The sequence below is a fragment of the Clostridium swellfunianum genome (assembly GCF_023656515.1).
GTDB lineage: Bacteria > Bacillota > Clostridia > Clostridiales > Clostridiaceae > Clostridium_AT > Clostridium_AT swellfunianum.
In genome coordinates this window covers 2,101,804-2,124,223 of the sequence record NZ_JAMOFV010000006.1, presented here as the reverse complement: position 1 = coordinate 2,124,223, position 22,420 = coordinate 2,101,804, and the positions used below count along the sequence as shown (strand labels likewise).

Sequence of the window (22,420 nt, the reverse complement as noted above, 5' to 3'; positions counted from 1 at the left end):
AAGCTAATTTAATTGAAAACTCAAGTAATTATTTATATACATCTTAACTTATGTTATATAATCAAATTTTATTGTCAATAATTTATTCCTAGAGGTGATATTATGGCAATTAAAATTGCTACTGCAGCTTTCAGCGGGATAGATGGAGTTATAGTAACAGCTGAAATAGATATAAGTAATGGACTGCCTTCTTTTAATATAGTTGGACTTGGAGATGCAGCTGTTAAGGAATCAAAAGAAAGAGTCAGATCGGCTATAGTTAACTCTGGTTATGAGTTTCCAGTAAATAGAATAACTATCAACTTAGCTCCTGCAGATTTAAAAAAAGAAGGCTCACAGTTTGATCTTCCAATAGCAGTAGGTATTTTGCTTGCTACTGAGCAAATAAAAATAAATGATGTTCATGAATATTTATTTTTAGGGGAACTTTCATTGTTAGGAGAAGTCAAAAGAGTAAAAGGTGTGCTTCCGATTGTAATAGAGGCGATAAATCACAATATAAATAAGTTTATTGTACCAAACGAAAATGCCAAAGAAAGTTCAATAATAAGAAACTCATCAATTTATCCCTTTGGCGAACTAAAACAAGTAGTTGATTTCCTTGAGAATAAAGATATGCTTCCATATACTTTTGAGGATACCGATTATGAACTAAATAATTTAAATTATGATTTTGCTGATGTAGTTGGACAGGAGAGCTGTAAAAGAGCAATTGAGATTGCCGCTGCTGGAAGCCATAGCATTGCATTGTGGGGCCCGCCAGGTTCAGGAAAGAGCATGTTGGCTAAAAGAATACCGAGCATATTACCTTCCTTGAGTTATGAAGAAGCTTTGGAAGTAACTAAAATATACAGCATAATAGGGCAGCTAAAGGAAAATAGTCTATTATCAACACGCCCGTTTAGAAGTCCTCATCATACTAGTTCATCAATAGCTTTGGTTGGCGGTGGACGTAATCTAAATCCAGGTGAAATTTCACTTGCTCATAACGGAGTGCTTTTTTTAGATGAGCTTCTGGAATTCAAAAAAAGCGTATTAGAGGTATTAAGGCAGCCGCTAGAGGATAAGAAAATTACAATTTCACGTGCAAATGGCAATGTTAGCTATCCTGCAAATTTTATGTTGGTAGGAGCATTAAACCCCTGTCCGTGTGATTAACACCTTGTACAATATCGCTATCTTTAGTAAAACTGTACTTAACCTTGATATCGACAGATTTACGACCATTTAGCTGTTCTATAGTATATACATCAATTCTTTTAACTAGTGTTTTAACTATATCTCTTTTATCCTTAAAAGTGATTCCATTTTCAATCTTTTCTTTCATAGTAGCAAGTAGCAATTCAACTGAATTAAATTTTTGTTCTAGTATAGATTGAGAGTTAATTTGTTTATCTAAATCTATTACCAACTCTTGGTTAACTAAAAGCTCATCATTAATTTTACTTAATTGTTTTTCCACATCAGTAGCACTAATTATTTTTCGCCTGAATAGATCTAATATTGACTGTTTTTCTTCCTCTTTAGTGTTTATAGAAACCTGTAATTGATCTTTCTGTCTTTTAAGACTGGTTATCTTATTATTAGTATCCTCTAAATTCTCGCGTATAAGCTCTACAACCTCTCCTGGATTGTAAATAAAGTGAAGTATGTCATCCCAAACTAACTCTTCTATAAATGCCCCAGGAACGTTTTTAGAAGCACATTTGCCGTTTAGTATACCGTCATAACTGTATTTGCTTGTGCATGTGTAGAAATTTTTATTCCTAGCCTTATAGGTTATTCCCATATAGTTTTTTCCACAGCAGCCACACTTAATTAGGCCTCTTAAGAGATAATCTTGAGTTGAATTTCTCATAGCGTCAATCTGATTTTCTTTTAAGACATTTTGAGCAGAGGTCCAAGTATCAGAGTCTATGATACCAGGAACTTCTCTTGTTATGATTTCTCTATCTTTTTTATTGCTTCTCTTCCCATATTCATGTATCCCCATATAAGTCTTGCTCTTTATAATCCTTTGAATAGCAGTAGGTCTCCAAATTCCAGCAGTGGATTCCTTGCGCTTTCCTCTTAGTACCTTCTTATCTAGTTTTTTATAAGATGATGGTATTCCTAAAGCATTTAAGTAATTCGCTATTTTCACTGAACTATATTTTTGATTTACAGTTAAATCAAATATCATCCTTATTACTTCAGCCTCAGTTATATCAAAGCCAGGCAGGGGAGAGTCGTTTACTTCTAAATAACCTTTAGAATCTACTATATAACCATAAGGAACAATACCGCCTAACCACTTGCCGTCTCTAGCAGCTCTATTTGCTCCATGCCACATTCTTTCAAGTATTGTTTCTCTTTCGAGGTCAGCAACACCAGCGAGCATAGTTATCATAAAGCGTCCAGAGGGATTAGATGTGTCAAAAGGTTCAGTCATGCTCTTTATTTGTATTCCATAGTTTTCAAGTTCATATAAACTGTTAAGAGTTACACGAGCTGACCTTCCGAGCCTATCTAATTTATATACTAATAAAGTATCAAATAATTTATTTTTGGCATCTTCAATTAAATACTTTCCTTCTGGCCTTTCATGTAGTGGAATCGTACCACTTATTCCTTCTTCTTTATAAACTTTAAAAACTTCTAAACTATGTAAATCACAATACTTTTCAGCAAATATAATTTGATTTTCGATTGTTCCTCTATCGGCTTGGTCCTCTGTACTTACTCTTACGTAGACAGCAACTTTCATATATTAATCCTCCTTAGTATCAAAAAATAAATAAACCCACCACAAGCAACTAAGCTTATAATGGGTTTCATGAACCTCTAGATGATCTAAACGGGAATGTGTGGGTTTCTAGATATAATATATCAAACGGATGTTTGCATGTCAACGTGTTTTTTAGTTCGTTTAAGAGTTTAATACCTCAGAATTCAAATTAATTTTTTCTATAAAAGGTATCACCTCTGAAAAGGTCATAAAATAAGAAGATTCTTCTTGAAGGATATCAAAAATAACCTTATATTTGTTATCTGTGGAAAAATCAGCATCCGCAACAAAAACTAGATTATATGTGCCTTTTAATTTATATGCATCATAAGCCCAAGACTTTACGCTAGATACAAGATGGCTTGGCATTTTTCCCTCAAACGTAAAGAATTTGAATGCATAATTACCTAATATTAAATCAAAGTTTAGAGATTCAGAAAAATATCCTTGAGTACGTTTGCTTGAAAAATCAATATTTTTGTTTTTGAGAATATTTTTAAGATAGCGATATTGATCATCTTTATTTGGTCTTTTTTCTTTTGAAAAATCGAAGCGTAATATCATCTTTTTAGTTTCTTCAATAAATGACTCAAAATCATCCTCTTCTGTAATTGTAATTTCTGTAAATTTAAAATCATTTGCGTAGAAGCGTATATAATTTTCTATACTATTATTCTTGCTAAAAGTAAATTCTTTACTTTCAACTTCATCTTTAATTCCCTCTAGTTGAATTTTAAGAAATTCTATATCTAACTCATCGTTAAAATTACTTACTCTTTTCCAATTTGTTGTATATTCAAATCTATAAATATTTTCAGTAATATTATGGAATAAAATTCCTAGATTAATACATTCTTTAGTAAGGAATGAAGTATAGTGGCAAAAAACAGAAAATTTTATATAGGCCATTTGGCTCACCCCCTAATATTGATAACTTAAAATTATATTTATAAGAGTATCTAAATTTTTAAATCTGTAATAAAGATACTCCGCTAAGGCTCTATTTTCACTCGTATTACTTTCCCATTCACTAGGTATATTATTAACTATATTATAAAAGAACTCCTTGTTCAACCTATTAAGAAATAAATTTTTTGCTTCTAACATCGATACTAAATCTACTTTAATAACTTTCTTAAACATGGAATATAAATATGAATTACTTTCCATAATTGTTACATCTTCAATATCATTATCCTTTATGCAAAACGATAATTGATTACTATCCCACAGACACTGCTTATTGAATGTATGAGAATGATCTATTATGTACATTTTTTTTGATTGTTTGGTAGTATTAATTAAGAGATTACCTTTATTTCTATCACTATTATAAATAAGATGATCAAAAAGTAATATCGAAGGAATCAACCATTTATAATTTTGTGAAAACTCTATGAGTTTAAAATTATTAATTACAGTTACATTAGGTAAATATGTGGAATAGAATCCTAAACCATTATTATTATGTCCAAAATCTGTTAAATTATAAATGCTTTGATCAACCTTTGTGAATTTATCTATTTTACATATGCCGCATTCTGGTGTTGTTAAGTGTAATTGCTGCGCTATAAGGTAACATACTAACTCATTAATTAAGACCTTATTGCCCTGTATATTATTAAAAGGCTTAACAACAACTTTATTGTTGCCACCTGTGCCCACAATAGGCTCAGTGCAGCCATTTCCGATAACAAAATCTAGGCTATCTATATTAAGTATATCCAATTAAGTAATCACCGCTTTCCAATTGAAAGTAAATGTTTAATATAATAAAAGGGTTGGTGCTCAAGGCTCTCAAAGTATGGTCGTACGCATTTTTATTTTTAGTTATTGATATGGTTCGACATATTAAATGAAGTTACGACGTATTACATAATTTCAAATATATGTATATAGATTGTATAAAAAATTACTTAAATTAATTTAATTTGAGTTGTAATAATTCTTTAGGCATATTAATACTCGCTGCTATTTGCTCCATTGTAAAGTATTCAGGATAGTGATTAATAAGATCATCCTGTATAAGTAATTCAGATGAAAACATATTTGCTTCTATCTCATATTTATTTTTTATATAAAAAGTATTTTTTTCGATGAATAAAATATTTAGCTTTGCATGTAGCATAGCATGTCCTAATTCGTGTGCACATACTAAAAGCCTGTTCAATTCATCCAAGGCGTTATTAATATGTATTATTTTATTTTTAGGGCAGGCTTGATAAAATCCTCTAATATTGCCTAAAGGTTCATATAAAATTTTAATCCCTAAACATTCAGCAAGTTCAAAAGGGTTATTTGTGCCATATTTTTCAACTAGCTTTTTAACTATCTTTTTTATATTCAAGATATCCTCTCCCTAATTCCCCGACCATTAACCCATGATTAACTTATTTATTTTCTTTTCTGTATTTTTTAGGAGTATATTTCTTTTTATTTGAAATCTTAGCATATTCTAGACCGTTTTTGATAGCTTGTTTAAGGAGTAATAAATCGTCCTCATCTAATATCTCGCCATTTAGCATAAGTCCTTCCTGGCTTTCTATATAATCCATAGTTTGGTTCAAAAGTTTCTCAACATCTTTTTCATCTTTCTTTGTTAATTTGTTGGAGTTTTCATCAGCGCCTGATGTAACTCTAACTTGGCTATATGTGTTAGGATTGTAGTGCTTATAAGAATCTGTTTCATTATCATACTTAAATACGGTTCTTCTCTTAACTGCATTAGAATTAGCTTCATCAAACTTGCCAAGCTCAATAAACAAATCGTATAAACTTATATTCATTGCATCTGCTAATTTTTCAATAACCATAAAAGTAGGCTCAATTTGCTTGCCGGTTCTTGGGTCAATGCCGGTTTGCAACTTAGCTACATAAGTGTGGCTTATGCCTGCCAATTTAGCAAAATCACGTTGAGACAAGCTGTTTTCATTCATATAATTAGTAATAATTTCACTCAATGTTTTCATTTAACACACCTCTAACTTTATTATACTTGTAAACAATAGATTACAAAAGCTAAATAAAAAATAAATTCGAAAATTCTTGCATAACATAGTTGACAACCGAATATAATATCGTTACAATAAAAATGTAAACAATGGTTTGCAACACGAAAGGAGGTGGAAATTATGGGTAACAAAATAAGAGAAATTAGAGAATCCATAGGATTATCCCAGGAACAGCTCGCTTCTGAAACACATATTTCCAGAGTTTACCTATCTAAAATAGAAACAGGCAAGAGCAAACCATCATATTTAATTGCTTATAGGCTTTCCAAGAGATTAGGTAAACCGCTAGAGGAACTTTTTTTTAACCTTGATGGCAACCATGGTTTGCAATGTGTTACTGAGACTTGCTATTAGTATCTGTAGTTCATTGAAAATTAAATTGGAAAACGGAGGGATGTAGAGTGGGGAACGATTTACAAATCATAGATGAAAGGCAGTTGCTAGGCAAAAACTTTAGAATGTATGGAACTTATGAAAGTCCTTTATTCTTAGCGAAGGATGTAGCTGAGTGGATTGAATATAATCCAAACAAGGTTAATGAAATGGTTGCAATGGTAGATGATTCTGAAAAGCTGACCGAAACAATTTCGTGGTCAGGTCAAGGGCGCAAAATGTGGTTTCTTACTGAAGATGGGTTATATGAGGTTTTAATGCAAAGCAGAATGCCTGCCGCTAAAGAATTTAAGAAACAGGTAAAACAAATTCTCAAAGATGTAAGAAAACATGGAATGTATGTCAAGGAAGACCTTCTGGATAATCCAGACTTACTCCTAGACATATTGACCAAATACAGAGATGAGCGCAAGAAGAGACAAGAGCTAGAGCAAACCAACACTATATTAATGCACGTTAATAAGACCTATACAGCTACTGAGATAGCAAAAGAGTTAGGATTCGCATCAGCAATGGCGCTTAACAAGGAACTATATGATCTGAAAATTCAATTTAAGCAAAATGATACATATGTTTTATATTCAAAATATGCTGATAAAGGTTATGTAGAAATTAAACAGGAGGTATTAGACAACGGTAAAGCTATTTACCATAGACGCTGGACACAGTTGGGGAGAGAGTTTCTTCTCAAAGTAATACAAGAAAAAATAGCAATATAAAAATTAAATAGGGTTTCGTGACGAGGGATGAGGGCACTAAACAGGAGGGTTTCTATGTTTGATAGTTTTAATGAGTTTAGATGTCCAGGATGTAATAAATTAATTTTTAGGTATAAATTGAAAGGTTCATTAGTAGTAGAAGTTAAATGCACCAGATGCAACAAAATAGCTTCATTGGCTATAGGAAGGATGATGAATTCATGGGAAAGTTAGTTTCAGTAGAACATGAAAAATTTAAATCAGGACGATTTGAATGTACTGTTATAAAAGAATTCTATGCGGGGGAAGAGGAGAGTGCTGCACAACTTAAGGCTCTGAAGTACATAAAGGCATTAGGAACTAGGAAGGATGCGATTTAGTATGGCAATAAAAGTTAGAGTAAGCTGGCCAAATGATAGGGAGGATTTGGAGATAAAAGTAGCAGAAGTGCTTGCTGAAATACTTGTTAAAAAGCTAAACACAGAAGAAGTTGAAGTATTAATAGAAATATTAAAAGATGATTCAGTGGATTTGAGAATATAGAAAGGATGTCAAATCAATGAGAGAATCCTAAAGAAAGGCTGCAAAGCCTTATAAAAAATTTTACTTAGCCATAAAAGCATAGACTTCTCAATATATTCTATGCTTAAGAAAAAAGAATAGAACCGGGGGATGAGAAAAAAGTGAAAAATGGTAAGAAACCAAGCATGGAAGAAAAAAAGTTTCTAACTAAACAGGGGTTGGATCCAGATGACTACCTAAGAACAAAGAAGACTGCTGAAGGCTATGAGTTCTATAGGATAAGTACTGGAAAGTTAATAACTATAAGAAGATAGGAGGAAAAAATGAGTGAGTATTATTAAAAGATTACAGATTAAAAATTTCTTGGGTGTAGAAGAACTTGGATTAGAAGCTGCAAAGATAAACATCTTTAAGGGACCCAAGGGTAGCGGCAAGAGTAGCATAATTGAAGGTATTGAAAAAGCTTTTACAAATAAGGATAGACGTACAGAAGTAATTAGGCATGGAGCTGATGAAGCAACATTATTAATTGAGCTTGATAATGGTTTAGAAGTTAGCAGAAGGATAAGAGCTGAAAAAGCAGACTATCTAAAATGCAGGAAAGATAATGAAGCAGTACCTAGCACAGAAAAGTTTCTAAGAAGCTTAATTAATGGAGATATATTTAGACCATTAGATTGGGTAAATATGGGGATAAAAGAACAAACAAAATCAATATTGAGTATGTTGGAGATTGGATGGAGTCAAGAAAATATTATCCGTTGGTTTGGCGAACTTCCTTCAAATATTGACTACTCACAGCACATTCTCCAAATACTCAAAGCTATAGAATTAAAATACTATAATGACAGGCAAGAAGTTAACAGAGAAATTAATGAGTTAAAAACTCAAATAAAGGTCATTCTTGATGAGCTTCCAGCAGATTATGATGGAGAAGCTTGGAGAGACAAGAAAGTTCAAGAATACTACTCCATGGTTAATGAAGCGCAAAAGATTAATCATTGGATAGAAGAAGCAAAAAAACTTCAAGAGAGTTTTGAAGAAAAGGTTAATGCAATAAAAGCAAGTGCTGATAATGAAAAATCAAGAGTAAATTTAAAGTTTAGGGGTCTTAGAGAAGACATAAAAGACATTATAGACCTAGCAAAATCAAAGATAGAAAAGGCTGAAGCTTCTATAGATGGATTAGTTAATACATATCAAACTGGAATAAAAACTATTGAACTTGGTACCCAAAAAGCTAAGCAAGATTTAGAGATTGAATTGCAAGCGAAGATACAAGAACTTAAGGCGGAATATACTGAGAGAATTTCATTTGTAGATAAAAAGTCTACAGAGGATAAAGAAAAACTTAAAAAGCAGCTTGAAGTTACAAAGGAAGAATCTAAGGACTTAATCTCTATAAATGAAAATAAGATAGCTTCTAAAGAGCAGGAACTCTTGGGACTTGATGATTTGGAGAAGGCAGAACTTAAATCTGTAGAAAAAAAAATAATCACTGAAATTGAAAAAGAAAAAATAAGAGCAGGAAAGGCAGCTGACTATCTAAAGAATAATGAGCCAGTTAATTTAGAACCTTTACAAGCTGCAGCTGATGAAGTAGCTGAAATGCAGAGTTATTTAAGGCAGTGGGATATGATGATTAACATTCGTGACGGAAAGCTTGCCGAAAAAGAAAGATACTCTAATGAACTTACTTCAAGAATTAATACAGCAAGAACTCTTCCTGGTGAGCTTCTAAAAACAGCCAAGATGCCTATTGATGGTATTTCAGTTGATGAAAATGGTTTGATTAGGATTAATGGTACCTTAATAGATGGTCTATCTGATGGTGAAAAGTTAGAACTTGCAATGAGAATAGCTAGAGCGCAAGCAGGAGAATTGAAAGTTATTTGCCTAGATAAATTCGAAAGTTTAAACCCTGCAGCGCAACAAAAGTTGATTTCTGAAATGTCAAAAGATGATTATCAATATTTTGTTACAAGCACCATGGCTGATGAATTTGAAATTGAGAAGATAGGATAGGAGGAAAGGTGATGGTTGAATTTATTGAAAATAAGGATCTATTTCCTACAGCTAAAATAGTCTTTGACACTAGAGAAGATGATGAGGAAAGGAGCAAATGGCACAGCAACAGATGCAACAGCATAGGTGGCTCTGAGATAGCCAAAGTTGCAGGTTTTAGTAAGTATGGCTCAGCATTAACAGTATTCAATGATAAACTAGGACTTTCAGAAAAGTTTAGAGGTAATATCCATACAGTCTTTGGAACAAGAATGGAACCAGTTATAAAAGAATGGCTTCCAGAGGACTTTAAAAAAACTACTGATGTTGAACTGAAAATATATGATTATCCATACATGATGGTTCATAAAGATTATGAGTATTTCTCAGCAAATATTGATGGATTGGCACATTTAACACAAAGACTAGTGTACTGGGAAAATAGAGATACAGGCGAAATCAAGACCATTGAACCAGGCGAGCTTATAGGAATTGAAATTAAGACTGGTTCAGAGTTCTTAAAGAAGATGTGGGCAGGTGAAGAAATTCCAGATGAATATTACTGTCAAGTCCAGTGGTACATGGGTATAACAGGGCTAAAGCACTTCCTGATTGTTTATCTACTAGGAAAGGAAGTTAATTGGAAGGTTATACCTAGAAACGAAGATGATATCAAAGCTTTATTCAATATAGGAGCTAGCTTTTGGAACAATAATATTTTAAATAAGTTAGCGCCAGATCCAAGCGGACTAGAGTGTGAAACCAAAGAAATCTTATACCGTCAAGCTATAGACAACGATATTGAAAGCAGTATTAGTGATGGAAAGTTATCTAAGTATAAGGCAGTAGATGAACAAATAAAGGCTTTAGAGAAAGAAAAAGAGCAACTAAAGCAATTGATCTACTTAGATTTAAAAGATTGCAAGAAAGGCTCAGACGGAACTTATAAGATAAGCAGATGGACAGTTAAGAAAGACAGTATTGATACAAAGATTCTAAAAGAAAAATACCCAGTAACTTATGCAGCTGTGCTTAAAGGTCAAACAGAATATGTGAGTATGAAAATATCAGAAATTAAATAAAGGGAGGAATAACAATGGCAAATGTAAATGGAGGCTTAGTAAGTAAGAAACCTCAAGAAAGCCAACCGACAACACAACAATCAATTGGTGTTAAAAATATCTTAGCAAATATTAATATGAAAAAGAAGTTTGAAGAAATCCTAGGTAAAAAAGCTGCTGGATTCATGGCTAGCATGATTAATATATCAAATACTGCACTAAAAGATGTAGAGCCATACAGTATTGTAAGTAGCGGTATTATTGCGGCAACTCTAGATTTGCCTATAGATCCTAACTTAGGATTTGCTTGGATAGTTCCTTATAATGGGAAAGATGCTTCAGGAAACAGAATTAAGAAAGCTCAGTTTCAAATGGGTTATAAAGGATTTGTACAACTAGCATTAAGAACTGGTCAATACAAAGCAATTAATGTAATTGAGATTTATAAAGGTCAACTAAAGTCATGGAATCCACTAACAGAAGAATTAGAATTTGACTTTGATTCAAAAGAAAACGATGAAGTTATGGGATATGCTGCATTCTTTAAGTTAGTTAATGGTTTTGAAAAAACTGTTTACTGGTCAAAAGAGGACATTTTAAAACATGCTAAGAGATTTTCAAAAACTTTTAATAATGGTCCTTGGCAAAGTGATTTTGATGGAATGGCGAAAAAAACTGTATTAAAAAACACTCTAAGTAAATGGGGAATCTTAAGTATCGAAATGCAGACAGCTTTAACAGCAGACCAGGCAGTTATAAAAAAGGAAGTTGCTGAAGGAGCTGATATTAGTGGAAACATAGAGTATGTAGATAGTCCATCTGACAATTCAAATGTAATTGATGCAGAGTATAAGGATACTAAATCAGAGCAGCAAGAGGACATTTATGAAGGGACACCTTTTCAAGATTAAAAATACACCCTTTGGAGAGGGTGTATTCGCTAAAAAGTAGAAAGATTGGATATAGGTATTGGGGTACCTATATCCCCATTATATCAAAAATGGGGAGGGTTGAGAACATGAATAAAAAAAGAATATATGGTGTAAGACTAGCTGCTTTAGCAATACTCCTTTTTATTCTTAGTATATGTAGTTTAGCTAAGTTTTATACAAAGGACAAACCGCTAAAGATGATATACAAGCTTAGAGAAAATGAAGGAACCGTTGAAGTAGCAAAGAGATTCAACGTAGATCCGAAAACTATCAAATATGATGGTGGGTATCTAATTTTTGAGGTTAAATAAGACAAATTTTTAGGCAGGTGATAACAGAAGATATGGCAGGACTAACATGGATAAAGCTCAATCTAGATATGTTTGATAATAAAAAAATTAAACAGATAAGAAAAATGCCTGGTGGGAATGATATGGTTTTATTCTGGGTCATGCTCCTAACACTCGCAGGGAAAAGCAACTCACAGGGATACATACTCTTTACCGAAAATATTGCATACACTCCAGAAATGTTAGCTAATGAATTTGATATGGAATTGAACACTGTAAAGATGGCTCTGGAGTTATTTAGCAGGTTTAACATGATATCTGTGAAAGAAGAGACCATTGTCATAACTGGGTGGTCTGAACATCAAAATATTGAAGGAATGGAAAGAGCTAAGGTGCTTGCAAATGAAAGAGTTAAAAGACATAGAGAAAACAAAAAAAAGCTACTTGAAGCCGCTCAGGGAGAAACATGTTCAGCAGACTGTAACGTTACAGAAACGTTACAGAAACCGTTAAGTAACGGGTGTGAAACTGACATTAAGAAGATAGATATAAGAAGTAAGATAGAAGATATAAAGAAAGATAGATTGAAAGATACAAGAAATGAACTTAACTTAATCGAGCATGCATACTACAATACCTTCTATCGACAGATGACGCCAGTATATGTGAAAAATACATTAGATATTTTGCATAAGGGTGATTATACAGAACTTATCATTCATGCAATCAATTTAACAAAACTAAGAACTGAGCAGCAAAAGAAAGAAAAAGGCTTTAAGTATACACTTAGTATTTTAGAGAGTTGGATAAACAAAGGATATAAAAACCCTGAGGATGTGCAGAGAAATGAGGGAGAGTTAAAGACCGGTACTGATAGTAGCAACATTCCAGCAGCATACAAACCATTTGAGTTTGAATAGGAGGCTAGATTAAATGGAACTAAGAGCTCTACCTCAGAACAATGAAGCAGAGAAGCAGGTTTTAGGAAGTATTTTAAAACACAATGAAGCAATTTATGACGTGGTAGATATCTTAAAGCCTGAAGACTTTTATGCTAGCAGACATGCGTTAATATTTAGCACAATGATTAAAATGAGCAGCAATAATACACCAATAGACATGGTTACATTAGCTAATATTTTGGGAGCTGATAAAATTCAAGCCATAGGTGGAGTATCCTATCTTGCGGAATTGTTCGCTGAGGTAATAAGTACTACTACTATAAGAAAATATGCAGAAATAGTAAGAGATAAGTCAGAGAGACGAAAAGTAATTAAGACTTGCCAGGATGCTTTAGATAAAGTATATAACGATGAGCAAGTTGTAAAAGGTATCATAGGCACACTTGAGGATGAGTTGCTTAATGTAGGCTTTGAGAATGAAAACAAAATACTTACGGATGAAGAACTCATGGAAAAAACACTGACTATGATTCAGGAAAACTATGAGAGGGGTGGAGACATAACAGGAATATCTACTGGACTCAATTCACTTGACCAAGCCACTAATGGGATAGTAAAAGGTGATTTCATAGTTATAGCTGGAAGACCTTCCATGGGAAAGACTTGCTTTGCATTAAATATTGCTAACAGTGTTGCAAAGACAAATAAGGTGGCACTGTTCGAGTTAGAAATGAGTGCAGAAAAAATAGGAGCGAGAAGGCTAGCAGCTCAAACTTTAGTAAATGCTACAAGGCTCCCAAGAGGTAAGATAGAACCTCAAGAATGGGAAAGAATAATGACAAAATCAGCTGAGATTGCATATAGAAATAACATGTTTACTGATACCACTGCTGGAATAACAATGACGGAAATTAAAGCTAAGTGCAAAAAACTAAAGTTAAAATACGGCTTAGATGTAGTGATTATAGACCACTTAACACTCATAACTCCAACAAATACAAAGGAGAGTAGAGTTAACCAGGTTGGTGAAATAACAAGGCAAGCTAAAATAATGGCTAAAGACTTAGATGTGGCTGTAATAATGCTATCTCAGTTAAGTAGAGCTGTAGAACAGAGAGCTGATAAAATTCCTATAATGTCAGACTTAAGAGAATCTGGGACCATAGAGCAGGATGCAGATTTGATAATTTTGCTTTTCAGGGATGAGTATTATAATCCTGATACTGAGAAAAAGGGCATCATAGAAGCTATAATAGCTAAGCAGCGTGATGGAAGGACTGGTACGTTACAGTTTGCATATAAGCCTGAGTATCAGCTTATAACTGAAAAGCCTAAGTATTAAAGGAGGTTACTAATGAACAGATGGGGAGTTTATGAAGCACTAAAAGGCAGCAGGGAAGTCGACATTGAGGAAATAGAAAAAGCTTCTGCAGAAGAAGTGAAAGAAGGAGCAATTGAATTCCTAATGAGCAAATCAAAAGAAATTGAAATTAAATAGGGGATGCGAAGATGAAGAAAAGTAAACAAAAGACTGATTCAATAGCAAAAGTAGTGGCAACAATGAAACTTGCTAGAAATTTAAATTGTACATTCGAGGAGGCCGCCAAGAAATTAAAAGATATGGATAAAGCTATTTAGAAGGTGAGACTTTGCAAAGATGTTTAATCTGCAATAGAAAACTAGTAGATGAAGAAAGTATAAAACGGAAAATAGGACCAAATTGCTGGAGTTTGGTTCAAAGGCTAGCTAAAGAAGAAAAAGCTAAGCGTAAGGCAAAGTTAAAGTTTAAGAAGTATGAAGTAGAAGGTCAGGTAACAATATTTGAGATGGAGGAGTAAAGAATAATGAGTTTAGAAAATAGTATAAAGGACTGCATAACAAAGGAATTGGAAAAAGGAGTAGTTGAAAAGGTAATATCATCTAAACTTGAGGAATGTGTTTCTTCAGCGTTAAAAGATATGTTTAGCTGGGGCGGAGATGTTAAGAAGGTAATTGAAAATAAGGTTAAGTCTGTAATGATACCTTACTTAGAGAACTATGATTATTCTCAATATATAACAAAGCTGGACTCCGTATTGGTTGATGTTCTTAAAAATACAGCGTTAGAAAACAAAAAAATACTTGAAAATTTCAAAGAACTAATGACTAGTGAAGAAGAATTGAAAAGTATAAACATAACTCAGATATATGATAAATGGTGCAATTACTGTACAGAAGCAATTGATAAAGATAAGATTGACGATTATGACTATGAGGGCGGGTATATCAATACTAGGTTAGATGTTGAAGAAGTAAGTAGTAGTTGGAGTGACTATGAAAAGCAAATTGTTAGGTTTGAATGTGAAGAAGATGAGGATTTAAACATAGAATTTATGCTTACTAGATGGACGAAGTATGACGGTGATACTTACAGATTAACATATGAGAAAGTCAGCGACCTAAAATCATTGAGAAATTTAGGAAAGTTCGATATGTATCTGATGAAATTAAATCAGGCCTATCCAAAGATAAGTATTGATGATTATAGCAAGAGTGATGAGATATTCATCGAGTACGAAGAATAGTTAAGACGCAATCTGAGAATAAGGTGAAGGAGAAATAAAACTATGTATGATATTGATTTAATAAGAAATTTGTTAATTAAGACTTCGTTGGATGGCAACTTCAGTATCTGTGATACTTGTATTCATCAAAATGATGACAACTCTTGCCACTACATGAACAATAATAAATGCGGTATCAATTTGGAGGAATATGTTCCTAATGCTGATGTAATTAATTTCAAAGTTTAATGAACAATTCAAATATAGGTCGAAATAGTGAGGTGATAAAGTGAAGAAGAATGATCTTCGAAATGAAGTTAAGAATTTAGCAACTAAGCTAGCGACTGAAGAAGTTGAAAGAACAGGAAAAGATTATCACGATTGTATAAGTGCTGCTCTGGATAAAGCTTGCGACATATTGGGAGTAAGTAAGAAGAAATTTGTAACTATGTTTATATAAAAGAAAGGAAGGTAATAAAAATGCGAAACACTGGAATTGTTAGAAAAATTGACGACCTTGGGAGAATTGTTATTCCAAAGGAGACTAGAAGAGTTCTGGAAATTGAAGAAGGAACACCTTTAGAAATTTATGTTGATGGACAGGCTGTTGTTCTTAAAAAATACCAGGCAAGCTGCATATTCTGCGGAGAGGCTGCAGAGGTAAAAGACTACAAAGGTAAGAAAGTCTGCAAAGGATGCCTAAAGGAGTTAAGGAATGCGAGATAAGCTTTTAAACTCTGTTAAACAAGTAGTAGAGGAAGAACTTCAAAGAACATATACAGAGTATGGATTTGGAGATTTTAATTCAAATCATGAGGCCTATGCTGTTATTAAAGAAGAAATAGAAGAAGCAAGGATAGAACTAGATAGAGCTGAGCAAAGGCTAAGATGGGCATGGGAAATCATTAAGAAAAATGAAAATCCAAAAGAATCTATAGAGAAAATAAGACTCTATGGAATATACCTAGCATGTGAAGCTATACAGATTGCTGCTGTAGCTGAAAAATATATAACTTCACTAAAAAAACAAAGGGAGGATGAAAACCATGGAAACAAAATTTAATCTGGAGACGCTTGCCGGTGGAGCTTTCACTGAGAGAGTCAATCAAGCACTTAAGGAGGTAGCTGAAAACATTTTAGATCCCAATACTGACCACAAATTCAAGAGAAAAGTGACTATAGATCTTACTTTTGTAACCAAGGAGGACAGAGATTTAACAGAGGTTGATATAGTTGCTAAGACCAGGCTGGCTCCAAGGACTTCAGTACATACTAAGATTCTATTAGATAAGAATTTTGATGGTGAAGTAATTGCTTCAGAGTTTAAGAAACAAGTAGCCGGACAGATATTCATCAAGGTAGATTCTGAGACGGGTGAAATTTTAAATGATAAAGAAGAAAAAGAAGCGACAGATCTCAAAGGTCTGCAGCTAGTAAAATAATTATATTAATGGAGGAATGTAAAAATGTTAGATAGACAAGCTTTAGAATATTTAGTAAACCTAGGAGAAGTTAAGATTTTAGATGTAGATGGAAAGAAATTTTCCAGCAAAGAACTTTATCCTGTAAGAGATCCTAAACCATCAAAATTAATAGTTGCAACGCTAACAGCATTAGTTGATTATTTAAAATCTAATGTGGATAAAAAGTCTAGCGAAAAGCTATTAATTCATGTTATAAGTCCTGACAAAGTAGCTCTTTATTCAGAGTTAAGAGAGGATAAAGAAAGAGAAATCTATATGCAATGTGAAGCTCTAACTCCAAACAATATTAGATATAACAATTTTATGGACACAGAAAGTTTCAACATAATGCTTCAGAGCAGTTTTGTAGACAATAATGATAAAACTATTCTTCTAAAGGTTACTGGGAATGTAAAAGAAGAAAATGTACAGCAAGTAGGAGATGATGGTGTATCTCAAGCAGTAGCAATAAGAACTGGAGTAGCAAGCGTGGCTAATGTAGTTGTTCCTAATCCAGTAACGTTAGCACCTTTTAGAACATTCCCTGAAATCAAGCAACCGGAATCAAAATTCATATTTAGAATGCAGTCAGGACCACGTGCAGCTCTTTATGAAGCTGATGGAGGAGCTTGGAGAAATGAAGCAATGAATAGGATAAAAGAATATCTTCAAGATATGTTAGTGGATGTGGAGAATATTGAAATAATATCATAATTTAGGACTTACAGTCTTTGAGAGTATAGTTTTACCCCTGTATTCTCAAATGACAATCAAATGAAAGAGGTGATTAAATGAAATACTGTGAAATATGCGGTAGAGAAGCGAAAGAGCATCACATAGTAAAACGTAAACCAGCACCTTTTATGGTTAATACAAAGATTAATATAAAGCACTTATGCTATGAACATCATAGAACCGGAAAAGATGCGCCATATAATAATTATAAAAAAGATATTGAATACAAGTTAGAACTTCAGAAAAAACTCTTTGAACTGTTCGATAAAGATTCTTATGAGGTAAAAGAAATACAAAAGATATTAGGGATATCAAGTGATGAAGTAAATTCCTTAGTTAAAACATTAAAGCTTCATAAAGAGGGATATGACAAGTTGGACATTGTTTTAAGGTGTATGGGAGGGAGGCTGTATAGTAAATGATTAGATTAATTATTCCTGGAGAACCAATGGGCAAAGGTAGACCAAGATTAGGAAAATTCGGGGCCCATACTCCTGTAAAAACTCTAAATTATGAAAATCTTGTTAAAGAGATATTTATGATAAATGGACTTAAGTTAATACCTGATAAACCGCAGTTAAAAGCTGTTATAAGCTGCTATTATTCAATCCCTGAGTCGGCAAGTAAAAAGAAAAAGGAATTGATGAAAAATAAAGAGATAAGACCTACTAAAAAACCTGACTGTGATAATGTGGCCAAGATAATCTTAGATTCATTAAATAAAATAGCATATGCAGATGATAGTCAAATAGTAGAGTTAACAGTTAATAAGTGGTACTCGCAGAATCCGAGGGTAGAAGTTGAAATTGATAAACTTTAAGGCGAGGTGATAACTTGTCAGCAGTAGATAACAGGCTAGTGAGAATGAAGAATTATGTTGGTAGCGAAGAATATCAAAAATCTAGTGAAAGATGCTTGGCTGATATGAACAGAGCAGAAAGAAGAGAGTACTTAAGAAAAGAAGAGAAGCTAAAGAAATGTATAAATAGTATGACCCCAATGCAACTTGAATTAATAGAGCAGCTAGCAGAAATGAAAGCTAGAGAGTTAGCTGACAATAAGATAGATGAATTTAGAGATACCTTAGACAGATGCATGACAGCTCTATTAATATTATCGATGCCAGAAAAAAACTGGTCTGATATAGATTTGATAATAGATGAGTTAGCAGAGTTAGTTCATGAAGATGTAACAAAAATTCTTCAATTTAAAAATGAATGTAAAGGAGATCAGGAGATTATGAATAAGACAATGCAGAAATATGAGGACGATGTAAAGGTAATGTGTGAAAAGCTGGTAAGTGAAGGAATAAAACAAAAGAAAGCAATAGATGAACTTATGGTAGCTTTCCCTAAATTAACTAAGAGTATGTTGACAAATGCCTATAAGAAAATTAAGTCTGACTGGGATAAGCAACTTGAAGAAGATTTAGAAGTACAGGAAGCAGCTGACGAGATAATGGAAATTATAAATGAAAATGAGGAAAATAAAGAAGCGGACAAGATACTTGAGGAAGTAGATAAATTTACTGAGCAAGCAGAAAAGGCACCAGTAGTAGTATGCAAAGGAAACAGTTGCAAAATAATATCAGAGCAAGAAGAGACGAAGGTGGAAAAACCTATGAAAGAGACTAAGGCACTAAAAGTATTATCAATGAATTTACAAGGTGAGAATGGTAATTATAAGGTTTGTCAAAATGGAGTAGAGCTATCTAATGCCAATATGATTTTATCCTTCGAAAATGAAGAACAGCTAGATAGATTCGTTGATGAATTTAAGCAAGTATTTGCAATGAAAAACTAATTAAAATTCATAAATTAACAGCATTACAAAGCTTAGTACATGCAGTATTGAAAGTGGTACAAGCTTTGTAATGCAAGAAAAGGTGACAGCATGAAAGTAATGATAATGAAATGTACAAAACAAGGAGCTTGGTGGAATAAATCAATAGGCAAGATTTATGAAGTAACTAAAGAGCTAGATGAGGATTACTTACTAAAAGTTAACGATAAGAAGAATGAGGGTAACCACATATTAAAAAGTGATTGTGTGATTATCTAATAAAAATAATTGTTCTTTGAAAACTGAATAATACGGTATTTAAAAGCAGTAATTTTACTTAGTTTACTAGAAATGGTAATAAGGTATATGATAAAATTACCTTAAGCTTTATCGGTATAGTAACTTTATGCAGAGCAAAGATGACTATATAAAGAGTATTTTCAAGGTTGTCTCATAAGCTGTTGTTCTCCGAAAGATGATGAATAAGAGGACTCCGATGTTTTGTCAGCGGCTGCCTGGATAAGCTTTGGAGTATTATTTTAGGCTTAGTGATATGTACCTATAACGATATTTATTAAGAGAGGTGCTTTTTATGAAACCTTTAGTTTTAGGAATTGCTGGGGCTTCGGGTAGTGGAAAGTCAACATTTAGTGAAATTCTATTAAAAGAATTAACGGAGTATAAGGTTGTAACAATTAGAACAGACAATTATTTTAAGGCAAAATTACCTAAGATTATATCTCCAGTTTCGCAGAATGAGTACGATGATTATAATCACCCTGAAAGCGTTGATTATAAAAAAATTATAACAGACTTAAATAATTTCATTCTAAAGGAATATGATATTATTATTATTGAAGGTATAATGATATTTTATTTTGAAGAGATAAGAAGGCTATTAGATCTTAAAATATTCATAGAATTGGATTCTGACGAACGGATGTATAGAAGGATTAAAAGAAATATGTCTTTATGGGGACTAAAAATGAAGGAAATAGCGGATTACTACCTCGAAGCAGCTAAACATAGAGAAAGAGAATATATTATTTGGACAAAAATGTTTGCAGACATTATAATAAACGGAAATAATTTTGAACCGATTCCATTAGAAGTAATAACGAGCTGGATTAGAAACAGAACTATTAAGAGATAATTTTAGATAAGTTCTCAGTTTTCAGCGCACTATTTAAGACTAAAAAATGAATAAGTTTTTATAATACCGTGTTATTCAGGAATGAGTACTACGGTATTTTTGTTTATAAAAATAAGGGGATGATTAAATGCAAACATTGTGGCAGCCTATACAAGTGCTAGGAATAAAAGAACAAGATAATAGGACAATCCTCCAGGTTGCTATACAGGCTCCTAAGGAGGATATCCTAAGGTATTCAAGCAATGGAATACTGCAAGGAGAATTAAAACTAGATGATGGCAAGCTAATAACAGCAGAGCAGCGTAAGAAGATATTTGTAACGATAAAAGATTTTAGTTTATACACTGGTTATGATGCGGAGTATGCAAGGCATTTATTAACACTAGCTTTCTGTTATGAAAATAATATAGAACCTTTTAGCTTATCAGATTGTAGCTTAGAGATAGCTAGAGAGTTTATAAGCTATTTAATAGAATTTTTCTTAGATAATGACATACCACTTTCACAAACAGCAATAGAGCGTACAGATGATATAGGAAAGTATTTATATCTATGTATAAAAAAATCTATATGTTGTTGTTGCGGTAAGCAGGGAGTTGTTTATAGCTTAAGTAATGACTATAAAATTAGTTTATGTAACATTCATCATGATGAAGCGAAAATAAAGGGATTACAGAGGTTTGAGATGCTGTATAAGGTTTATGGAATAAATATAAAAGACAAAAGCAACCCCTAATTAGAAGTTGCCTTTGCTTTGTGAAGCCAAGAAGTCACTGTAAAACTTAAAAAAATGGTTATTAGCTTATCGAGAATAAACCATCCATTACTGTATAGAACCGCAAAATTAATTGTGATTATACCGTAATGAAATAGAAGTATTATGATAGCTAATATAAAAATAATTAAGTTTAGATGCTTCATAGATATTTCTCCTTTATGGAACTCTACAAATTTTCCATCAAGTGTTTATATCACTCTAGCATCATAAGTAAAACATTTTCTTGTCTTCTGTACATTTAGTATTATTTACCAATATTAAAGAAATATACAACTTTAAAATATAACGAATTTAAAAAATAAACAAGGAGATAAAGCCATGGGAAAAAGTACATTGGAATTAACAACAGTTGAAATGTTTGCGTTAAAACATGCTTTACAGAGTCAGGTTAGATATAAACAAGATAAAATAAAGACTTTAGAATCAACAACATTGCATGATGACAATATAGATTTCTACATAAGGCTAAAGAAAGATGTTGAGCACGAGAAAGAATTAACAGATAGGTTAGAAGCTGGAATCAAAAGATGCAGTCCTAGAGTAAGATTGTAGGAGGAGCTATGAGAGAAGTAATATTATGGATAACCGCGGCCACAACTCTAATATTAACCTTTCATATGGACAAGAAGAAAAGACAAGCAGAGAGACAATTAAGAATTAAGAAATATAAGTGCAAATATAACGAGCAGATTGGATGCTATGGAATGTGCTGCAACCTGTGTGATATTAAAAAAGAATGCCAAAAATGTTGCGGAGAAAATAATAAATACTGCGGTGGCTTAACAGAGGAGGTATAGAGTGATTACAGAAGATGCATTTAGAAAAACAGAAGGAAGACTTTATAGGTATTATTGGCAGCTAAGACAGATAGATAAATTAAAACATAGAGTAGTAATTCTTTGGAAACAGCTGCAGTCAATAGAACACGATATCAAACAAACTAATGTTACTATCGAACCAGAAAGCAGGAGTTTTGACTATAGCAAAGTAAGGGTTCAAACATCTAATGATGGTACAAGCTATGCAGAGAATGAAATAATTAAGGAACTAGAGAAACTACATAGAGAATGGCAGAGAACTAAGAAGAATCTCCTTAAGACTAATGCTCAAATTAGAGAATTTGAAAAGGAAATAGCTGATATAGGCTATGTAATTAGTCTTTTAAACGAAGAATGTAAGCAATTTGTGGAGCTTAAATATGGAGAAAGCAAGACTCTTTATGAAATAGCTGACAGGCTGAACATAGGAAAGTCTACAGCTGGTAGGAGACGTGAAGAGATTGTTGAAGACATAGCAAAATGGCTGAATCAGTAAATGAAAATATTAGGAAGAGACCTTAGAAACTTTAAGGAAGGACAATGATCATTGAAAACTAAATAATATGGT

General features: G+C 32.8%; 36 protein-coding genes and 1 pseudogene. 31 read left to right on the top strand and 6 right to left on the bottom strand.

All coding sequences use genetic code 11. The features are described 5' to 3' along the window. Positions 1-102 precede the first annotated feature (102 nt). Positions 103-1,152, top strand: a pseudogene (locus NBE98_RS09895) (YifB family Mg chelatase-like AAA ATPase); the annotation flags it as partial. Here the strand turns inward: NBE98_RS09895 and NBE98_RS09890 are convergent. The 5 genes from NBE98_RS09890 to NBE98_RS09870 form a co-directional block, all read right to left on the bottom strand. Then, positions 1,118-2,746, bottom strand: coding sequence for a recombinase family protein (locus tag NBE98_RS09890; protein ID WP_250814782.1), 1,629 nt, complete (start codon positions 2,744-2,746; stop codon positions 1,118-1,120). The pseudogene NBE98_RS09895 and the gene NBE98_RS09890 sit on opposite strands and share 35 nt — an antisense overlap. A 162-nt stretch (positions 2,747-2,908) precedes the next feature. Further along, positions 2,909-3,676 carry a DUF3037 domain-containing protein gene (locus NBE98_RS09885; RefSeq protein ID WP_250814781.1) on the bottom strand — a complete coding sequence of 256 codons (768 nt, stop codon included), beginning with the start codon at positions 3,674-3,676 and terminating at the stop codon, positions 2,909-2,911. A 12-nt stretch (positions 3,677-3,688) separates the two neighbouring features. Further along, on the bottom strand, positions 3,689-4,495 hold the full coding sequence (locus NBE98_RS09880; protein WP_250814780.1) for a HipA family kinase: 807 nt from the start codon (positions 4,493-4,495) through the stop codon (positions 3,689-3,691). Positions 4,496-4,688: 193 nt separating this feature from the next. Beyond that, positions 4,689-5,114 (bottom strand): ImmA/IrrE family metallo-endopeptidase, encoded by a 426-nt coding sequence (locus NBE98_RS09875; RefSeq protein ID WP_250814779.1) that lies wholly within the window; start codon positions 5,112-5,114, stop codon positions 4,689-4,691. A 43-nt stretch (positions 5,115-5,157) separates the two neighbouring features. Further along, complete coding sequence (locus tag NBE98_RS09870) at positions 5,158-5,736, bottom strand: helix-turn-helix domain-containing protein (RefSeq protein WP_250814778.1); 579 nt, start codon at positions 5,734-5,736, stop codon at positions 5,158-5,160. A gap of 162 nt (positions 5,737-5,898) precedes the next feature. Between NBE98_RS09870 and NBE98_RS09865 the strand changes: the two genes are divergently transcribed. The 27 genes from NBE98_RS09865 (at position 5,899) to NBE98_RS09740 (ending at position 20,992) form a co-directional block, all read left to right on the top strand. Next, positions 5,899-6,132: a helix-turn-helix transcriptional regulator gene (locus tag NBE98_RS09865; RefSeq protein ID WP_250814777.1), complete on the top strand. Its 234-nt coding sequence runs from the start codon at positions 5,899-5,901 to the stop codon at positions 6,130-6,132. Positions 6,133-6,179: 47 nt separating this feature from the next. Further along, positions 6,180-6,890 (top strand): BRO family protein, encoded by a 711-nt coding sequence (locus tag NBE98_RS09860; protein WP_250814776.1) that lies wholly within the window; start codon positions 6,180-6,182, stop codon positions 6,888-6,890. Positions 6,891-6,944: 54 nt separating this feature from the next. Beyond that, the gene (locus NBE98_RS09855) at positions 6,945-7,103 is read left to right on the top strand and encodes a hypothetical protein (RefSeq protein ID WP_250814775.1); all 159 of its coding nucleotides are present in this window, start codon (positions 6,945-6,947) and stop codon (positions 7,101-7,103) included. After that, positions 7,091-7,249: a hypothetical protein gene (locus NBE98_RS09850; RefSeq protein ID WP_250814774.1), complete on the top strand. Its 159-nt coding sequence runs from the start codon at positions 7,091-7,093 to the stop codon at positions 7,247-7,249. The genes NBE98_RS09855 and NBE98_RS09850 overlap by 13 nt, the downstream gene beginning before the upstream one ends. Position 7,250: 1 nt before the next feature. Next, positions 7,251-7,412, top strand: a complete 162-nt coding sequence (locus NBE98_RS09845) for a hypothetical protein (RefSeq protein ID WP_250814773.1) — start codon at positions 7,251-7,253, stop codon at positions 7,410-7,412. A gap of 140 nt (positions 7,413-7,552) precedes the next feature. Continuing rightward, the gene (locus NBE98_RS09840) at positions 7,553-7,705 is read left to right on the top strand and encodes a DUF6906 family protein (protein ID WP_250814772.1); all 153 of its coding nucleotides are present in this window, start codon (positions 7,553-7,555) and stop codon (positions 7,703-7,705) included. 13 nt (positions 7,706-7,718) lie between these two features. Further along, a complete protein-coding gene (locus tag NBE98_RS09835; RefSeq protein WP_250814771.1) occupies positions 7,719-9,416 on the top strand; it encodes an AAA family ATPase in 1,698 nt (565 codons plus the stop codon). Positions 9,417-9,427: 11 nt separating this feature from the next. Then, complete coding sequence (locus NBE98_RS09830; RefSeq protein WP_250814770.1) at positions 9,428-10,477, top strand: YqaJ viral recombinase family nuclease; 1,050 nt, start codon at positions 9,428-9,430, stop codon at positions 10,475-10,477. 14 nt (positions 10,478-10,491) lie between these two features. Continuing rightward, the gene (locus tag NBE98_RS09825) at positions 10,492-11,367 is read left to right on the top strand and encodes a recombinase RecT (protein ID WP_250814769.1); all 876 of its coding nucleotides are present in this window, start codon (positions 10,492-10,494) and stop codon (positions 11,365-11,367) included. 107 nt (positions 11,368-11,474) lie between these two features. Further along, positions 11,475-11,699, top strand: coding sequence for a hypothetical protein (locus tag NBE98_RS09820; RefSeq protein ID WP_250814768.1), 225 nt, complete (start codon positions 11,475-11,477; stop codon positions 11,697-11,699). 32 nt (positions 11,700-11,731) lie between these two features. Next, positions 11,732-12,598: a phage replisome organizer N-terminal domain-containing protein gene (locus tag NBE98_RS09815; RefSeq protein WP_250814767.1), complete on the top strand. Its 867-nt coding sequence runs from the start codon at positions 11,732-11,734 to the stop codon at positions 12,596-12,598. 13 nt (positions 12,599-12,611) lie between these two features. Further along, a complete protein-coding gene (gene dnaB / locus NBE98_RS09810) occupies positions 12,612-13,922 on the top strand; it encodes a replicative DNA helicase (protein ID WP_250814766.1) in 1,311 nt (436 codons plus the stop codon). 12 nt (positions 13,923-13,934) lie between these two features. Further along, the gene (locus tag NBE98_RS09805; protein ID WP_250814765.1) at positions 13,935-14,078 is read left to right on the top strand and encodes a hypothetical protein; all 144 of its coding nucleotides are present in this window, start codon (positions 13,935-13,937) and stop codon (positions 14,076-14,078) included. Positions 14,079-14,089: 11 nt separating this feature from the next. Next, positions 14,090-14,218, top strand: coding sequence for a hypothetical protein (locus NBE98_RS22440; RefSeq protein ID WP_284703624.1), 129 nt, complete (start codon positions 14,090-14,092; stop codon positions 14,216-14,218). Between the two features lie 11 nt (positions 14,219-14,229). After that, positions 14,230-14,418, top strand: coding sequence for a DUF6011 domain-containing protein (locus NBE98_RS09800; RefSeq protein WP_250814764.1), 189 nt, complete (start codon positions 14,230-14,232; stop codon positions 14,416-14,418). A gap of 6 nt (positions 14,419-14,424) precedes the next feature. Then, entirely contained in the window at positions 14,425-15,144 is a 720-nt protein-coding gene (locus NBE98_RS09795; protein WP_250814763.1) for a hypothetical protein, read from the top strand. Between the two features lie 268 nt (positions 15,145-15,412). Beyond that, positions 15,413-15,583 carry a hypothetical protein gene (locus tag NBE98_RS09790; protein ID WP_250814762.1) on the top strand — a complete coding sequence of 57 codons (171 nt, stop codon included), beginning with the start codon at positions 15,413-15,415 and terminating at the stop codon, positions 15,581-15,583. Positions 15,584-15,603: 20 nt separating this feature from the next. Then, entirely contained in the window at positions 15,604-15,849 is a 246-nt protein-coding gene (locus NBE98_RS09785; protein ID WP_284703623.1) for an AbrB/MazE/SpoVT family DNA-binding domain-containing protein, read from the top strand. Beyond that, positions 15,839-16,186, top strand: coding sequence for a hypothetical protein (locus tag NBE98_RS09780; RefSeq protein ID WP_250814761.1), 348 nt, complete (start codon positions 15,839-15,841; stop codon positions 16,184-16,186). Before NBE98_RS09785 ends, NBE98_RS09780 begins: the two co-directional genes overlap by 11 nt. Continuing rightward, entirely contained in the window at positions 16,170-16,565 is a 396-nt protein-coding gene (locus tag NBE98_RS09775) for a replication terminator protein (RefSeq protein WP_250814760.1), read from the top strand. The genes NBE98_RS09780 and NBE98_RS09775 overlap by 17 nt, the downstream gene beginning before the upstream one ends. A gap of 24 nt (positions 16,566-16,589) precedes the next feature. Further along, on the top strand, positions 16,590-17,300 hold the full coding sequence (locus NBE98_RS09770; RefSeq protein WP_250814759.1) for a hypothetical protein: 711 nt from the start codon (positions 16,590-16,592) through the stop codon (positions 17,298-17,300). A gap of 77 nt (positions 17,301-17,377) precedes the next feature. Next, positions 17,378-17,743: a hypothetical protein gene (locus tag NBE98_RS09765; protein WP_250814758.1), complete on the top strand. Its 366-nt coding sequence runs from the start codon at positions 17,378-17,380 to the stop codon at positions 17,741-17,743. After that, the gene (locus NBE98_RS09760) at positions 17,740-18,141 is read left to right on the top strand and encodes a RusA family crossover junction endodeoxyribonuclease (protein WP_250814757.1); all 402 of its coding nucleotides are present in this window, start codon (positions 17,740-17,742) and stop codon (positions 18,139-18,141) included. Before NBE98_RS09765 ends, NBE98_RS09760 begins: the two co-directional genes overlap by 4 nt. 14 nt (positions 18,142-18,155) lie before the next feature. Further along, positions 18,156-19,124, top strand: coding sequence for a hypothetical protein (locus NBE98_RS09755; RefSeq protein ID WP_250814756.1), 969 nt, complete (start codon positions 18,156-18,158; stop codon positions 19,122-19,124). Positions 19,125-19,214: 90 nt separating this feature from the next. Then, positions 19,215-19,382 (top strand): hypothetical protein, encoded by a 168-nt coding sequence (locus NBE98_RS09750; protein ID WP_250814755.1) that lies wholly within the window; start codon positions 19,215-19,217, stop codon positions 19,380-19,382. Positions 19,383-19,695: 313 nt separating this feature from the next. Continuing rightward, on the top strand, positions 19,696-20,256 hold the full coding sequence (locus NBE98_RS09745) for a uridine kinase family protein (protein ID WP_250814754.1): 561 nt from the start codon (positions 19,696-19,698) through the stop codon (positions 20,254-20,256). A 127-nt stretch (positions 20,257-20,383) separates the two neighbouring features. Next, a complete protein-coding gene (locus NBE98_RS09740) occupies positions 20,384-20,992 on the top strand; it encodes a putative HNHc nuclease (RefSeq protein ID WP_250814753.1) in 609 nt (202 codons plus the stop codon). On the opposite strand, the gene NBE98_RS09735 is transcribed toward NBE98_RS09740, so the two are convergent. Further along, positions 20,989-21,177 (bottom strand): hypothetical protein, encoded by a 189-nt coding sequence (locus tag NBE98_RS09735; protein WP_250814752.1) that lies wholly within the window; start codon positions 21,175-21,177, stop codon positions 20,989-20,991. The two genes, NBE98_RS09740 and NBE98_RS09735, sit on opposite strands and share 4 nt — an antisense overlap. Positions 21,178-21,352: 175 nt before the next feature. Between NBE98_RS09735 and NBE98_RS09730 the strand changes: the two genes are divergently transcribed. From NBE98_RS09730 to NBE98_RS09720, 3 genes are read left to right on the top strand one after another with little or no spacing between them, the layout of a single operon-like run. Next, positions 21,353-21,586, top strand: a complete 234-nt coding sequence (locus NBE98_RS09730) for a hypothetical protein (RefSeq protein ID WP_250814751.1) — start codon at positions 21,353-21,355, stop codon at positions 21,584-21,586. Between the two features lie 8 nt (positions 21,587-21,594). Next, positions 21,595-21,831 (top strand): DUF4033 domain-containing protein, encoded by a 237-nt coding sequence (locus tag NBE98_RS09725; RefSeq protein ID WP_250814750.1) that lies wholly within the window; start codon positions 21,595-21,597, stop codon positions 21,829-21,831. A 1-nt stretch (position 21,832) separates the two neighbouring features. Continuing rightward, entirely contained in the window at positions 21,833-22,348 is a 516-nt protein-coding gene (locus NBE98_RS09720; protein WP_250814749.1) for a DUF722 domain-containing protein, read from the top strand. Positions 22,349-22,420 lie beyond the last annotated feature (72 nt).